Genomic DNA, 14,750 nt, shown 5'->3' with positions numbered 1-14,750 from the left:
ATTGACTAAAAAATATAAATTTTAAGTTTTGCTGTGATCGTCGGTACTTTGTGCCTGTCGTTAAAATCACGAATACGCTTCTCGTCCGTCGAATCACTCGTCATAATTTGGCCTTAATCCTCACCTGCTTGACTCGCATTTTTACTCATGGAGCGACCATGCACGTACTGGTTTGCGAAGACGATGAGCTGATCGCCAGCGGCATCGTTGCCGGCCTCACGGCCCAGGGCCTGACGGTGGAACACGTTGCCACGGCCTCGGCCGCCCGGGCGATGCTCAAAGTTGCCGAGTTCGACGTGATGGTGCTCGACCTGGGTTTGCCGGACGAAGACGGTCTGAAGCTGCTTCAGCAGTTGCGCCATCACGGCCTGGAGATTCCGGTGCTGATTTTGACCGCACGCGATTCGGTGACGGACCGCGTCGATGGCCTGCAAGCGGGCGCTGATGATTACCTGCTCAAGCCTTTCGACCTGCGTGAATTGGCTGCGCGTCTGCACACGTTGTTGCGGCGGGTGGCGGGGCGCAGCGTCAATCTGATCGAGCATGGCGCCCTGACTTACGACCCAAGCAGCCGGGAAACCCTGCTGGCCGGTCAACCGGTGGACTTGTCGCGCCGCGAGCAATCGCTGTTGCAAGCCTTGTTGCACAATCGTGGCCGGGTGCTGTCGACCGAACAGCTAAAGGACAGCGTCTACGGTTTCAACGATGAACTGGAAAGCAACGCCCTCAACGTTCATATCCATCACCTGCGACGTAAACTCGGCAACGGCATCGTTGAAACCGTGCGTGGACTGGGTTACCGCCTTGGGCCGGCGGATGGCGGAGAGCAATCGAAGTGATGAGTTTGCGTTTGCGCCTGAGTCTGACCCTCGGCGCGGCCTTCGCGCTGATCTGGGCTCTGGCTGCGGCCTGGATGCTCAGCGACTTGCGCAATCAGATGATGTTTTCGCTCGACCAGCGGCTGGTGGCCTCGGCGCGCATGGTCGCTGGATTGCTGGAGCAAATGCCGGCCCTGGCGAGCAAGGGCGATGGCACGCATTTCAGTGCTGAACAATTGAATATTCCGGGGGGTATGGCCTGTCAGGTCAGCTCCCTGCGGGGCGAGATTCTTGCCCGCAGTCACAGCACTCCCGAGCAAACCCTGGAAGCCGAAAAGATGGGCTTCCATGACCAGATGATCAACGGTGCGCGCTGGCGCAGTTTCACCCTGGCTCGTGGTGATGTGCGCATCACCACGGCCGACCGGCAAGTCGAGCGCGAGGCGCTGAACATGTCGGTGCTGCTGGCCGCGTCGGTGCCGGTGGGCGTAGCGTTGCTCGGTTGCCTGTGGCTGCTCTGGCTGGGCATTGGCCAAGGCCTGGCGCCGCTTAATCGCATGCGCGACGCCTTGATGCGTCGCAGTGCCGATTCTCTTGAACCGTTGCAGATCCAGCCGTTGCCGAGCGAGTTGCAACCATTGCTGGAGACCCAGAATCAGCTGCTCCAGCGAATCGGCAAGGCCATCGAACGCGAACGACGGCTGACCGGGGACGCGGCCCATGAGCTGCGCAGTCCGCTGACAGCGATCAAGACACACCTGCAAGTGGCGCGCATGACCGAAGGCGCCGCCCGCGATCAGTCCCTGGCCCACGCCGAGGAGGGCGCCGATCGCTTGCACCGCACGCTTGAGCAACTGCTGTTGCTGGCGCGGGTTGAAGGCAGTCTGTCATTCGACGACGGCGTGCAGTGCAGCGCCGAAGAGGTCGCTCGTTTGGCGATTCAGGACGCGGCCAGCGGTGATCGTCAGCGGATCAAACTGCACTTGCCGGCAAATTACTCACAGGCACCGGTGCAAATGCCCGCCGTACTGTCGATTGCCGCCTTGCGCAATCTGTTGGACAACGCCTTGCGCCACACACCGGCGGAGGCGACGGTGGAATTGAGCCTTGAAACCACGGGTAATCGCGTGCGTTTTCAGGTGCGCGACCATGGCCCTGGCATTGCCGCCGATGACCTGCAACACCTGACCCAGCGATTCTGGCGCAACGGCTCAAGCACCGGCTGCGGACTTGGGCTGGCGATTGTCCAGGCGATCGTCCAGCGCTGCGGCTGCGTGTTGCATTTCGACAGTCGTGCCGACGGCTTGCGGGTTGAACTGACAATGCCGTTACAGTCTGCCTGACATACACCACAGAACCCCTTGTGGGAGCGAGCAGGCTCGCTCCCACATGAGTTTGATGTCACACATCAAATGTAACTTCTCTCCATTAGCCACCTGGCCCTCGCGGCGCTATCGTCCCTCGCAGCTTTGACTCAATGGATTGAGGTGATAGCGCTATGGATGCCTGCATACAAATCTGCAAAGCCGGGCCCGCGGATGCGGGGATTATCAGCCGGATCGTCGAGCGCTCGATCAAGGTCGGGTGCGCTGGGGATCACCGCAATGCCCCGAAAGTCGTCGCGGCCTGGACCCACAACAAAACCGTTGAACATGTACGGCCCTGGCTGGCCGACCCACGTCTGTACCTTAATCTCGCGCTGTTGGACGACAAACCGATTGGCGTGGCCATGGCTGCTGTCAGTGGCAAGGTCGGGTTTTGTTACGTCCTGCCGGAATGGTTTCGCCGGGGTGCCGGGCAGGCGTTGATCCAGGGTCTCGAAACCTGGCTGATCGAGCATGGTTTCAGTCAGGCACAACTCAACAGCACCGGCACCAGTGAAGAGTTTTTTCAGCGCCTTGGGTACCGACGCTGCGCAGAAGCCTTCAGTGTTGCCGGGCTCACGGCGGTCCCCATGAACAAGTTGCTGACAGCACTCCCATAGAAAGCCTTCCGTGGGTGTAACTCCTTGAAGCGCTGATGCGTTTCCAGAACAGGAAAGCCAGTACGTGCGCGCCTTGGCCGGAATGCGCACCTGCCACCGTGCTCAGCCCCGGCGCTTCACCGCCTGCAAGGTGTAACTCAGCGGCAGGCGCCACGGGGCTTCTTTCAGACGGTATTCGCCGTGGTCATCGCAGACCATCTGACCGGGCAAGGCGTTCCAGGGAATACTTTGATGCTCCACCAGCCCGGTGATGTCCAGCCCTTGGGTCAGCAGCGCGGTGATTATTTCTCCCAGACCGTGGTTCCATGCATGCGTGACCGAGGCCTTGAGCCGCACATCGGTCTCGACATAGGTGCTGTCGTCATCCCAGACCAACGGCTCTTCGCGCTCGAAATACGGCAACTCGACGGACAAGGCGTCTTCGCGGCCTTCGTTGATCGACCACAACATCGGGTGGCCCTCACGGATGAACAAGCGTCCACCCGGCTTGAGCAGGTCGCTGACCGTGCGCGCCCACGTGTCGATACTCGGCAGCCAGCACAAGGCGCCGATGCCGGTGTACACCAGATCGAACGAGGCGGGTGGCAACACTGAAGTCGCGTGGTAAACCTCGGATTCGACATAGTCGATTCGCGCGCCGCTGCGCTCGGCCAGCGCGCGTGCCTGGACGATGGCGGCCGGTGAGAAGTCGAGCCCGCTCATTTGTGCACCGAGCCGGGTCAGCGAGAGCGTGTCGGTGCCAATGTGGCATTGCAGATGAACGCCGCGCAGGCCCGAGATATCCCCCAACAGCGGTACGTCGAAGCGCACGACGTCGGAGAGGTGATGGGCGTCGTCGATGAAAGTCTGAGTCGCATATTCGGTTGAGGCGGCATGCAACGGGGCGCGTTCGTCCCAGTTGGCTTTGTTCAGTTTGATGTAGTCACTCATGCTGAAGACCTGTTCCTTGTCTGTCCGTAGGGTGCGTTGGGCAGACTAGCACTCGGGTCTTCAGGTTTTCTTGAGGGTTTTTGTAAGCGCGGACGGTATCGCCCGCGGCTTCACAGAGGAAGCTTATGGGCGGGCGACGCCGCGTCCTGCGGGGGTAGGGGGTTATTGCTGCTTGAACATTTCTTTTGCCCGCTCTTCTATTTGCGCCTGAGTCAGGTTTTCGTTGCGCGACGACAGGAACCACACATGGCCGAACGGGTCCTTCAAGGTGCCAGAGCGGTCGCCGTAGAACTGATCTTTCACTTCCGAAACCACCGTGCCACCCGCCTTGATTGCCTGGGCGTAGCTTTTGTCCACATCCTCGACATACAGATGCAAGCCCACGGACGGTGATTTGTCGGGGTTGCTCAGCGGGCCTTGATCGCACGGTGTACCGAGCATGATGGCGCAGTCACCAATGCGCAGTTCGGCATGGCCGACGCTGCCGTCGGGCATCGCCAGGCGCATGACTTCCGTAGCGCCAAAGGCTTTTTTGTAAAAGTCGATCGCCTCGGCTGATTTCTGGATTCCCAGGTAGGGCGTGACGCTGTGATAACCCTCGGGAATGGGTTTAACGCTCATGACCGTTCTCCATATTCTTGTGGGTGGATGTTGCAAATCCTTCGCCGATTTCCGGTCGATTGACTATAGGTCAGCCCCATCAAGGCAACCGAATGGCCGACGGGTTGCAGCATCGCCGTTGTTGCGCCATCAACGATGAACCGGCGGTTCGTTTCGATGCCCGTTCAAAACGGCCAACAAGCCACGCATCGATCAATAGCGACTATCGAGAGCGATGATTTTTGTCGCTCAAGGGGCGGGAGTAGCCTGTGTCCATTGCTCAAGACCAGCTCGCAGGAAGCCTCCCCATGAACCATTTGCTCGCCACCTCATTGTTATTGATTGCCTCGGTGCTTGCCGGTTGTGCCAGTCATCCAGCCCCCGAATTGCGCCCGTACACCGCCGAAGAAACCCAGGAACTGGCGATGGAAGCCTTGAATCGTCGCGGTTTGTCGTTTGATGAATACCAGGCCAAAAAAGCCGAATTGCTCGGCCAGCCACAGAAAGCTTTCGGTTTTGACCAGCATGGCGAGATGAACGCCGAGCGCGCTGTACCAGTTCACGGCCACGCCAGCTAAGCGACGACTGTACTGCTCGAAGTTTCACCTAACTGTCCGTGGGTTTCATGCGTGGGCTGCGATAGGGTCAACACCTGACTGACCCTGACGGACTCGCCCCATGACACTCTCGCTGGATTTACTGCTGGGTTTTGCCTTGTTCGCCCTGGTGACCTCGATCACCCCCGGCCCCAACAACACGATGTTGCTGGCTTCGGGCGTCAATTTCGGTTTCAGCCGTTCCATCCCGCACATGCTCGGCATCACCTGCGGCTTTTTCATTCTTGTGCTCGCTGTCGGTTTTGGCCTGGGCGCGGTGTTTCAAACCTATCCTGTGCTTTACAGCGTGCTGCGTTATGTCGGCGCGGGATATCTGCTGTATCTGGCGTGGAAAATCGCCCATTCGGGTCCCGTCTCCGAAGCCGAACAAGGTCACGCCAAGCCCATCACCTACTGGGGCGCAGCAGCGTTTCAGTGGGTCAACCCCAAGGCCTGGATCATGGCGATTGGCGCCATCAGCACCTACACACCGCTGCAGGGCTATTTCACCAATGTGATCGTCATCGCGGCGGTGTTCGCCATCATCAACCTGCCAAGCGTCAGTATCTGGGCGGCCTGCGGCAGCCTGTTGCGCAATGTCCTGCGTGATCGGCGCTGGTTGCGGGTGTTCAATTGGGGCATGGCCCTGCTGCTGATCGCTTCGCTGTATCCGATGCTGCACGAAAGCTTTAGCTGACTTGCGCTTCAACCCGGTGTCCGATGCCTGTTAAGCTCGACTTCAGGAGCGTTCCTACGCACTTTGAAATGAAGTCGTACTTCTTTAACGGCATCCGATCAGGTATTGCTGATTTCCCGCAGTTTGTACACCACCTCCAGTGCGGCGCTTTCAGCGAATACACCTGATCCCGGAACAAGCTCTGCGAGTCTTTTTTATGAATAAGCGTCCTTTGTATTTTGATTACGCCGCCACCACGCCAGTGGATGAGCGGGTCATTCAGGTGATGGTTGATTGTCTGGGGTTCAGCGGTAACTTCGGTAATCCGGCTTCCAGTTCCCACGCCTATGGCCAGCAGGCCAGGCGTTCGGTAGAGCAGGCGCGTCAGCAGGTCGCCGATCTGGTGGGCGCGCAAGCGCAGCAGATCGTCTGGACTTCCGGCGCCACCGAATCCAACAACCTCGCGCTCAAAGGCGTGGCCCAGGCCCGCGGCCAGTCCGGCGGGCACATCATCACCAGCCAGATCGAGCACAAGGCGATCCTCGATACCGCTCGGCAATTGCAGGATGCCGGGGTCGCCGTGACGTATCTGCTGCCGGACGCCGAAGGCCTGATCACTGCGCAAGCGGTCAGCGAGGCGTTGCGCGATGACACCTTTCTGGTGTCGCTGATGCTGGTCAACAACGAACTTGGTACCGTCAACGACATCCCGGCCATCGGTCAGCGGGTGCGTGAGCACGGTGCGTTGTTTCACGTTGACGCCGCACAGGGCGCGGGCAAGGTAGCGATTGATCTGGGCCAATGGCCGGTGGACCTGATGTCGTTTTCCGCACACAAGATCTACGGCCCCAAGGGGATCGGTGCGCTCTACGTCGGCCCGCGTGCCCAGCAGCGCTTGCAGGCGCAGATCCATGGCGGTGGACACGAGGGCGGTTTACGCTCCGGGACCCTGGCCACGCATCAGATCGCAGCCATGGGCGCAGCCTTTGTGTTGGCGGCGGAACACTTTGCTGAAGAGGCGGCGACTATCGCCCGACTGCGCGAGCGCTTGCTTGGGCAACTCAGCGGTATTGCCGGTCTACGCTTGAACGGAAGTCCGACCCAACGCATTCCCCATACCCTGAGCCTGACCTTCAATGAGGGCGAGTTCAATTCCCAGGCCTTGAGTGCTTCGATCGCCTTTTCGGCGACGTCGGCTTGCAACTCCGCGAGCAATGCGCCTTCCCATGTGCTGCTAGCCTTGGGGCATGACGCGCGGGCAGCGGGGCGGACCATACGCTTGAGTCTCGGGCGTTTCACCACCGAGCAGGACGTCGATCAGGCCGCACAATTGATTAAAGCAGCAACCGCCAGTGCACCGGCGTTCTGGGCTACCGCCCAATCCTGATGCGCAGACCAAAAGTCAGCGCCCTATAACAAAATTAAAGTGGTTAGCAGGAGACATGATGAGTACGCAGCCTTTGACCCATGGAACGGTTCCTCAGCGCCTGGCGCATACCCGCGAGCTGATGAGCCGGGAGGGCATTCACGCCCTGCTGGTGCCGTCGGCCGACCCGCATTTGTCGGAATACCTGCCGGGTTATTGGCAGGGGCGTCAGTGGTTGTCGGGTTTTCATGGCTCGGTCGGCACGTTGATCGTCACCCAGGATTTCGCTGGCGTTTGGGCCGACAGTCGCTACTGGGAACAGGCGACCAAGGAGCTCAAAGGCAGCGGTATCGAGTTGGTAAAACTGCAGCCTGGTCAACCCGGCCCGCTGGACTGGCTGGCCGAGCAAACTCCGGAAGGGGGTGTGGTCGCGGTCGACGGTGCGGTGATGGCCGTGGCGTCGGCACGTTCACTGAGCGGCAAGCTTGAGGAGCGTGGCGCACGGCTGCGCACCGATATCGATCTGTTGAACGAAGTCTGGAGCGACCGCCCGAGCCTGCCGAATCAACCGATCTATCAGCACTTGCCGCCGCAGGCCACCGTCAGCCGTGGCGAGAAACTCGCCAAGCTGCGTGAAAGCCTGAAAGCGCGCGGTGCCGATTGGCATTTTATCGCCACCCTCGACGACATCGCCTGGTTGTTCAACCTGCGCGGCGGCGACGTGTCGTTCAACCCGGTATTCGTGTCCTTCGCCTTGATCGGTCAGCAGCAGGCAACCTTGTTTGTCGCGCTGAGCAAGGTCGATGGGTCATTGCGCGCGATCCTCGAGCAGGACGGCGTCACCCTGCGCGACTACAGCGAAGTGGCCCAGGCGCTGGCTGCCGTACCAAATGGTGCCAGCCTGCAAGTCGATCCAGCGCGGGTGACTAGCGGTTTGCTGAATAACCTCGGCAGCGACGTGAAGCTGATTGAAGGGCTGAACCCGACGACCCTCGCCAAGTCGCAGAAAAGTCTCGCCGATGCCGAACACATCCGTCAGGCCATGGAGCAGGACGGCGCGGCACTGTGCGAGTTTTTCACCTGGCTCGACAGCGCCCTCGGCCGTGAGCGCATCACCGAGCTGACCATCGACGAACACCTGACTGCTGCCCGTACCCGTCGTCCGGGGTATGTGTCGCTGAGTTTCAACACCATTGCAGCCTTCAACGCCAACGGTGCGATGCCGCACTACCACGCGACCGAAGAAGAACACGCGGTGATCGAAGGTGACGGCCTGTTGTTGATCGACTCCGGCGGCCAGTACCTGGGCGGCACCACCGACATTACGCGGATGGTGCCGGTGGGCACGCCGACCGCCGAGCAGAAACGTGACTGTACGCGGGTACTCAAGGGCGTGATTGCCTTGTCCCGTGCGCAGTTCCCGCGCGGCATTCTTTCGCCATTGCTCGACGCCATCGCACGTGCGCCGATCTGGGCTGAAAGCGTCGACTATGGCCACGGCACCGGGCATGGCGTCGGCTACTTCCTGAACGTTCACGAAGGCCCGCAAGTAATTGCCTACCAAGCCGCACCGGCGCCACAAACTGCAATGCAGCCGGGGATGATCACCTCGATCGAGCCGGGTACTTATCGTCCAGGTCGCTGGGGCGTGCGGATCGAGAACCTGGTGTTGAACCGCGAGGCAGGCAGCAGTGAGTTTGGCGAGTTCCTCAAGTTCGAAACCCTGACCTTGTGCCCGATCGACACCCGTTGTCTGGAGCCTTCGTTGCTGACTCAGGACGAGCGCGAGTGGCTTAACGCTTACCACGCGCAAGTTCGTGAGCGTTTGAGTCCGTTGCTCGACGGTGCTGCACTGGCGTGGTTGAACACTCGAACCGCGGCGATCTGAATTGCTTTTGCGCCGTCAATCTTTGGACGGCGGCGCAAGCTCGGTTGCGTGGGCGAGTGCTTCGCTCATGTAGTCGACGAACGCCTTGACCCTGGCCGACTGGCGACGATTGGCCGGGGACACCGCATGGATCGGCAGCGCTTGTGCGCGGTAGTCCTGCAAGATCGCGATCACCCGCCCGGCCTTCAAATCCTCGCTGAACAACCACACCGGCGACAGCGCAATACCCAGCCCGCCCAACACCATCTCGCGTATGGCCTCCGAATTGTTGCTCTGGGCGTTGCCTTTGATCCGCACGCTGTAACGCTGAGCGTTTTTTTCGTAGATCCACTGATTTTGGCTGCTCAGCAGGTTGAACAGCAGGCAGTTATGCTGGCTCAGTTCTTCCGGTGTGTGTGGTCGGCCACGGCGAGCCAGATAGTCGGGGCTGGCGACAGTGACTCGATGGGTGGTGCCGATCTGCCGGGCGATCAAACCGCTATCGCTCAGTTCGCCAATGCGTAACGTGACGTCCAGGCCTTCGCTGACCAGATCCTGATTCTGATCGCTGAGCTGTAAATCGATTTCTACGTGTGGATAGCGCTCAAGAAAATCTGGCAGTCGCGCAGCAATCTGCAACCGCCCGAAACTGACGGAGGAGCCCACTCGCAAAGGCCCGGCGACCACTTCCCGTCCTGACTGAAAGCTGTATTCGGCTGCGTCGACCGCTGCAAGAATCTGTCGGCATTCGTTGTAGTAACGCTGGCCTTCATCGGTCAGCGAAAGCTGACGGGTACTGCGGGCAATCAGCTTGCCTCCAAGTTCTATTTCCAGCGCCCGGAGGATTTTGCTGATGGTCGGTTGGCTGGTCTGCAGTTCCCGAGCGACAGCAGAGAAACTGCCGCGCTCGACTACTCTTACGAAAACCGCCATTGCATTGAGCTTGTCCAAGGGTTTTCTCATTGATTCCAAATAGGCATGGTCACTATAGCTATATAGCTTCTTATCGGTATGAGTGGGTGGGCGGATGATCAACGCAACTCTCCACTGACATGAGATTGCGAAATGACTGACTCACTTGAAATGCTCGCCCTGATCGTCGACTCGGCCAATGCACCGCTTCGTTTGGCCTCTATCCCCAAGCCCGTGCCTGAAGCGGGGCAAGTGTTGGTCAGAATCATCGCCAGTGGGGTGAATCCATTGGATGGGAAAATCCGCGCCGGGGAGGCAGCTCACGCCCATCAGCCATTGCCGGCAGTGTTGGGGATGGATCTGGCGGGGATTGTAGAAGCGCTCGGTGCCGGGGTCAGCGATTGGCAGGTCGGCGATCAGGTGTATGGCATGGCGACCGGGATCGGCGGTCAGCAGGGCTCGTTGGCGCAATTCGCCGCCGTTGATACGCGACTACTGGCGCGCAAACCGATCAATCTGAGCATGACTGAGGCGGCAGCGCTGCCGCTGGTATTGATCACCGCGTGGGAAGGCTTGCTGGATCGCGCCCGGGTTCAGACTGACCACAAGGTATTAATTCAGGGTGGCGCTGGTGGCGTCGGGCATGTGGCGGTGCAGTTGGCTCGGGCATTCGGTGCCGAGGTATTTGCCACGGGGTCGGCCAGGCAGCAGGCGATTATCGAAAGTCTCGGTGCAACCTTTATCGACTACCGCCGGCAGTCGGTTGAACAGTATGTAGAGCAACATACGGCGGGGGAGGGTTTCGACATTGTTTATGACACGGTTGGAGGCGAGACGCTGGATGCGTCGTTCAAGGCTGTGCGCACTTATCAGGGGCACGTGTTGAGCTGTCTCGGCTGGGGGCAACACAGTCTGGCGCCATTGTCGTTTCGGGCGGCGAGTTACTCGGGAGTCTTCACGTTGCTGCCTTTGCTGACCGGCAGAGGTCGCGAGCGGCACGGGCAGATTCTTGGCGAGGCCGCGAAGTTGATTGAAGCAGGGTTGTTGAAGCCTTTGCTCGATCCTCGGCGGTTCACGCTGCAAACCGCCGAGGCAGCCTATGACCTGCAAGCCTCGGGTGAAGCGCAGGGCCGACTGGTTATCGATATCTAGCCCAAGGCCTCGCGGACAAAGTCCAGTCGATCCTGACCGAAGAACAATTCGTTATCGACAAACATGCTCGGCGCACCGAACACCCCCCGCTGGATCGCCTGCTCGGTTTTGTCCTTGAGTGCGGCTTTGACTTCCTCATCAGTGGTCAAGGCCAGCGTTTCATCGGGGTCAAAGCCATGTTCGGCCAACACCGCGGCGACGGTCGCCGGGTCGTTGAAGTTGCGGCCATCAACCCAGAGCGCACGGAACAGGCAATCGATAAAATCGAGGAAGCGTTCGGGATGTCGTAGCTGGATGCCGGTGACGGCGCGCATCAACAAAAGGGTATTGGTGGGGAAGTACGGATTGAGCTGAAATGGCACGCCGTAGCGCTTGGCGTAACGATTCAGGTCCAGGAACATGTAGTGCCCCTTGGCCGGAATCGTTGCCGGCGAAGCATTGCCGGTAGCTTTGAATACGCCACCTAGCAGCATCGGTTGATAGATCAGCTGGCTACCGGTTTGCTCACAGATTTTCGGTAGTTGGGTATAGGCCAGGTAAGTGGCAGGGCTGCCGAGGTCGAAGAAGAACTCTACGCGTTTGCTCATGTTCGATGCACTCTGATTGTTGTTAGAGAGGATGGCTTACCAGCGTTCGCTCCAGGGCCGCAGATCCAGTTCGAAGGTCCAGGCATCGCGAGGCTGGTTGTGCAGGTACCAGTAGTTCTCGGCGATGTGTTCGGGGTTGAGAATCCCGTCTTGATCCTTGAGGGCATACTTTTCCGGGAAGCTGTCGCGAATGAAGTCGGTATCGATCGCGCCATCGACCACAATATGGGCGACATGAATGTTCATCGGGCCCAGTTCCCGCGCCATGCTTTGGGCCAGGGCGCGGATGCCATGCTTGGCGCCGGCGAACGCCGCAAAGCCAGCAGCACCGCGCATGCCTGCGGTGGCCCCGGTGAATAGAATGGTGCCGCGTTGTCGGGTGGCCATACGCTTTGCCACTTCACGGCCGTTCAGAAAACCGGAGAAGCAGGCCATTTCCCAGATCTTGAAATACTTGCGGGCGGTCTCTTCAAGAATGCTGCACGGCACATTGGCACCGATGTTGAAGACGAACGCCTCGATCGGGCCGATCTGACTTTCGATTTGTTCAACCAGCGCGACGACATCCTCTTCCTTGCGCGCATCACACGCAAAACCGTGGGCTTCACCGCCATTGGCCTGAATGGCATCGACCAATGGCTGCAACTTGTCTGCGCTGCGACGAGTGACGCAGGCAACAAACCCTTCCTGTGCGAAACGCTTGGCAATAGCTCCGCCGGTGGCATCACCAGCACCGACAACCAGTACGACTTTCTTGTTATTGATAGCTGTGGTCATAGTCATCTCTCTTTGGTAAACGATCGTTAGCCAAACGAACGTTATGCTACGATCTTGAATACGTCAAGGCGATGGATTTTCGGGGGAAGCGATGCGTTACTCAGCCAGTCACAAGTTGGAAACCAGGCAGAAGCTGCTTGAAAGCAGCTCGGTGTCAGCCAAGAAAGAAGGTTTTTGCACGGTGGGGGTCGATGGCTTGATGAAGGCTATCGGGCTCAGTGGCGGTGCGTTTTACAGCCACTTTTCCTCGAAAGATGAACTCTTCAGCTCGATCGTCGAGCGTGAGCTGTGTCAGAGCCTTGAGCGATTGAGCGGTAATGGCGAGCTGAGTCGAGCCAAGCTGGAGCGCTGTCTCAAGCATTACCTGAGCATGGCGCATGTCGAGCATCCCGAGTCCGGGTGCGCGCTGCCGACATTGGGCGCCGAGATTGCTCGCTCGGACATCGCGGTACGCCAGCAAGCCGAGCAGTGGATCTGTCGGCTGCAGGAAAGTTGGGCGCGTATCCTGGAGAGTGACAGCCTGGCCTGGGCCATTCTGTCGCAGTGCGTTGGCGCGCTGGTGGTTGCGCGAATGCTGGTGAATCCGGAGGTCCAGCGCACCGTACTGCATTCCAGCTACCAAGAAATCGGACGCCAGATAGCCGGTCAACGCGCTGAATAGGAGCGCGCCTGGTTACTTGCAGATGACGATCATGCTTCGACTGGTATAGCCGGCTGGATTGAGGCCAAACGGATAGTCACCTGGGTCTTCCACAGCGTCTCCGGATTTGGCGATCACCTTGTAGCCATTGGGCCCGCATGAGTTGGCCGCACTGGTGTAGCACTTGTCCCAGGAAGAAGAGAGGCCTGAGCAGTTAATGTGCAGGCCTTTTTTTCCGCGTTTGACCTCGGTCCTGGAGGTCGCAGCGCAACCCGCAATGGCCAGTACAACAAGCAATACCAAAAATCGTTTCATTCCAATCCCTATTACGGTCTCGGGTCTGGTGCCCGAGTCTGCCAGCATGCGCTTTCGTTTTTATCGTTAGTGATATCCCTATCCGAAAAAGTCCATGTCTGACATTGAGTTGTGGCTAAACATGGCTCAATTGAGCGGTAAATACCAGACCTTCGTAAAAGCGCGTATCAATCTACTGCTACCAAAGGCTTGGACTCGCTGCGCATGGTCATGGTCGCGCCTACGGACGCCAGAATGATGCAAGTGATGGCCATCCACTGTGCCAGGGACAAGTATTCGTGCAGAAACAGCAGCCCGGACAATGCGCCGAATGCGGGCTCAATACTCATCAGTGTGCCGAAAGTTCGCGCCGGCATTCGGGTGAGGGCGATCATCTCCAGGGTGTACGGAAGGGCAGTGGACAGGATGGCTACGCCAATAGCGATGGGGATCAGTGACGGTGTGAGCAATGCGGCTCCGGCATGGACGATGCCAATAGGCGCAACGAAGAGTGCTGCAATCATGACACCCAGCGCGGCGGTCTGGACGCCGTTATCGGCTCCGGCTTTCTGACCGAACAGGATGTACAGCGCCCAACATACCCCGGCGCCGAGAGCATAACCGGCGCCTATTAGGTCGATGCTCGTGTTTGCTGCGTCTGTAGGTATAAGCAGCAACAAACCGACGATAGCCAGGCCGATCCACAGAAAGTCGATCGCCTTGCGTGAGGCATAAATTGCCACTGCCAGCGGGCCCGTGAACTCCAGAGCAACGGCAATTCCGAGCGGGACGGTCCTGAGCGACATATAGAAGAGGAAGTTCATGCCACCCAGCGCCATGCCGTAGACGATGACGGTTCGCAACGACTTGGCAGTGAGCCTGGCCTTCCAGGGGCGCAGTAGCAGCAACATGATCACGCTGGCGAACATCAGTCGCAGGGTGGTCGTCCCCTGCGCACCGACTATCGGGAACATGCTTTTTGCCAGGGAGGCTCCAGACTGTATCGACGCCATGGCTATTAATAGCAGGCCAACCGGGAACAGAGTCGATGCAAGGCTGCGGGGTTGGTCATTCATTGCGTGGCGTCGTCCGAAGTGAGAGGCGAGAGAGTGTACGGGTGGCTATCATGCTTAACTAGTAAGCGCTGAGCAATATACTGCGCATCCTTTGTGGGTGCTTCTATATATAGGCTCTATCGAGTGCTGTTTTTCGATTTCTGATAGAAAAACCAAATTAGGTGTTGACGGCAGATTCTGGAAGTCTATAATTCGCCCCACTTCCGGCGCAGTCGAAACGGAAAACTCCTTGGTAAACAAAGAGTTACGCAGTTTTCGACAGCGGTTACGCTTCAGTTCGTCGAAGCCTGAAGGAGTTGGTAAGGCAGTGTGTTTTCGCCTTATTGACGGTTCGATCATCTCGGTCGAAAGCGGAGAAAAAGAGGTGTTGACAGCAGCGAGTAAYGCTGTAGAATTCGCCTCCCGCTAACGAGAGATCGGAAGCGCAAGTGGTTGAAGTTGCAAAGGAAACTTTGAAAACTTCTGAAAATAACCA

Annotated in this window: 16 protein-coding genes; 9 read left to right on the top strand and 7 right to left on the bottom strand. The window is 58.8% G+C overall.

What is annotated here, in order from left to right:
• The first annotated feature begins 158 nt into the window (after positions 1-158).
• From AC1DIG_RS25660 to AC1DIG_RS25650, 3 genes are all read left to right on the top strand, one after another.
• Entirely contained in the window at positions 159-839 is a 681-nt protein-coding gene (locus AC1DIG_RS25660; RefSeq protein WP_123428850.1) for a response regulator, read from the top strand.
• Positions 836-2,161 (top strand): ATP-binding protein, encoded by a 1,326-nt coding sequence (locus AC1DIG_RS25655; protein WP_477769548.1) that lies wholly within the window; start codon positions 836-838, stop codon positions 2,159-2,161. Before AC1DIG_RS25660 ends, AC1DIG_RS25655 begins: the two co-directional genes overlap by 4 nt.
• A 155-nt stretch (positions 2,162-2,316) precedes the next feature.
• Positions 2,317-2,802 (top strand): GNAT family N-acetyltransferase, encoded by a 486-nt coding sequence (locus AC1DIG_RS25650; RefSeq protein WP_477769547.1) that lies wholly within the window; start codon positions 2,317-2,319, stop codon positions 2,800-2,802.
• Between the two features lie 102 nt (positions 2,803-2,904).
• Here AC1DIG_RS25650 and AC1DIG_RS25645 read toward each other — a convergent pair whose 3' ends face one another.
• Positions 2,905-3,732, bottom strand: a complete 828-nt coding sequence (locus AC1DIG_RS25645) for a class I SAM-dependent methyltransferase (RefSeq protein WP_477769546.1) — start codon at positions 3,730-3,732, stop codon at positions 2,905-2,907.
• A 162-nt stretch (positions 3,733-3,894) separates the two neighbouring features.
• Entirely contained in the window at positions 3,895-4,353 is a 459-nt protein-coding gene (locus AC1DIG_RS25640; RefSeq protein ID WP_477769545.1) for a VOC family protein, read from the bottom strand.
• Positions 4,354-4,640: 287 nt separating this feature from the next.
• Here AC1DIG_RS25640 and AC1DIG_RS25635 point away from each other — a divergent pair, with 287 nt between their 5' ends.
• The 4 genes from AC1DIG_RS25635 (at position 4,641) to AC1DIG_RS25620 (ending at position 8,858) form a co-directional block, all read left to right on the top strand.
• Complete coding sequence (locus AC1DIG_RS25635) at positions 4,641-4,910, top strand: hypothetical protein (protein WP_477769544.1); 270 nt, start codon at positions 4,641-4,643, stop codon at positions 4,908-4,910.
• 100 nt (positions 4,911-5,010) lie between these two features.
• The gene (locus AC1DIG_RS25630; protein ID WP_477769543.1) at positions 5,011-5,625 is read left to right on the top strand and encodes a LysE family translocator; all 615 of its coding nucleotides are present in this window, start codon (positions 5,011-5,013) and stop codon (positions 5,623-5,625) included.
• A gap of 196 nt (positions 5,626-5,821) precedes the next feature.
• The gene (locus tag AC1DIG_RS25625) at positions 5,822-6,991 is read left to right on the top strand and encodes a cysteine desulfurase family protein (protein WP_477769542.1); all 1,170 of its coding nucleotides are present in this window, start codon (positions 5,822-5,824) and stop codon (positions 6,989-6,991) included.
• 58 nt (positions 6,992-7,049) lie between these two features.
• A complete protein-coding gene (locus AC1DIG_RS25620) occupies positions 7,050-8,858 on the top strand; it encodes an aminopeptidase P family protein (protein WP_477769541.1) in 1,809 nt (602 codons plus the stop codon).
• 15 nt (positions 8,859-8,873) lie between these two features.
• On the opposite strand, the gene AC1DIG_RS25615 is transcribed toward AC1DIG_RS25620, so the two are convergent.
• Positions 8,874-9,788: a LysR family transcriptional regulator gene (locus tag AC1DIG_RS25615; RefSeq protein WP_477769540.1), complete on the bottom strand. Its 915-nt coding sequence runs from the start codon at positions 9,786-9,788 to the stop codon at positions 8,874-8,876.
• Positions 9,789-9,902: 114 nt separating this feature from the next.
• Here AC1DIG_RS25615 and AC1DIG_RS25610 point away from each other — a divergent pair, with 114 nt between their 5' ends.
• Positions 9,903-10,901 carry a zinc-dependent alcohol dehydrogenase family protein gene (locus tag AC1DIG_RS25610; RefSeq protein WP_477769539.1) on the top strand — a complete coding sequence of 333 codons (999 nt, stop codon included), beginning with the start codon at positions 9,903-9,905 and terminating at the stop codon, positions 10,899-10,901.
• Here AC1DIG_RS25610 and AC1DIG_RS25605 read toward each other — a convergent pair.
• The gene (locus AC1DIG_RS25605) at positions 10,898-11,488 is read right to left on the bottom strand and encodes a 2-hydroxychromene-2-carboxylate isomerase (protein ID WP_477769538.1); all 591 of its coding nucleotides are present in this window, start codon (positions 11,486-11,488) and stop codon (positions 10,898-10,900) included. The two genes, AC1DIG_RS25610 and AC1DIG_RS25605, sit on opposite strands and share 4 nt — an antisense overlap.
• A 36-nt stretch (positions 11,489-11,524) precedes the next feature.
• Positions 11,525-12,265, bottom strand: coding sequence for an SDR family oxidoreductase (locus AC1DIG_RS25600; protein WP_477769537.1), 741 nt, complete (start codon positions 12,263-12,265; stop codon positions 11,525-11,527).
• 91 nt (positions 12,266-12,356) lie between these two features.
• Here AC1DIG_RS25600 and AC1DIG_RS25595 point away from each other — a divergent pair, with 91 nt between their 5' ends.
• Positions 12,357-12,926: a TetR/AcrR family transcriptional regulator gene (locus AC1DIG_RS25595; RefSeq protein WP_477769536.1), complete on the top strand. Its 570-nt coding sequence runs from the start codon at positions 12,357-12,359 to the stop codon at positions 12,924-12,926.
• Between the two features lie 12 nt (positions 12,927-12,938).
• On the opposite strand, the gene AC1DIG_RS25590 is transcribed toward AC1DIG_RS25595, so the two are convergent.
• Positions 12,939-13,220: a hypothetical protein gene (locus tag AC1DIG_RS25590; protein ID WP_019692857.1), complete on the bottom strand. Its 282-nt coding sequence runs from the start codon at positions 13,218-13,220 to the stop codon at positions 12,939-12,941.
• Positions 13,221-13,387: 167 nt separating this feature from the next.
• The gene (gene rhtA, locus AC1DIG_RS25585; protein WP_477769535.1) at positions 13,388-14,275 is read right to left on the bottom strand and encodes a threonine/homoserine exporter RhtA; all 888 of its coding nucleotides are present in this window, start codon (positions 14,273-14,275) and stop codon (positions 13,388-13,390) included.
• Positions 14,276-14,750: the final 475 nt, after the last annotated feature.

This window comes from Pseudomonas sp. 05N431 (genome assembly GCF_056397005.1).
Note: the sequence above shows the minus strand (reverse complement) of the source record. Positions and strands in the feature narration are given on the sequence as shown.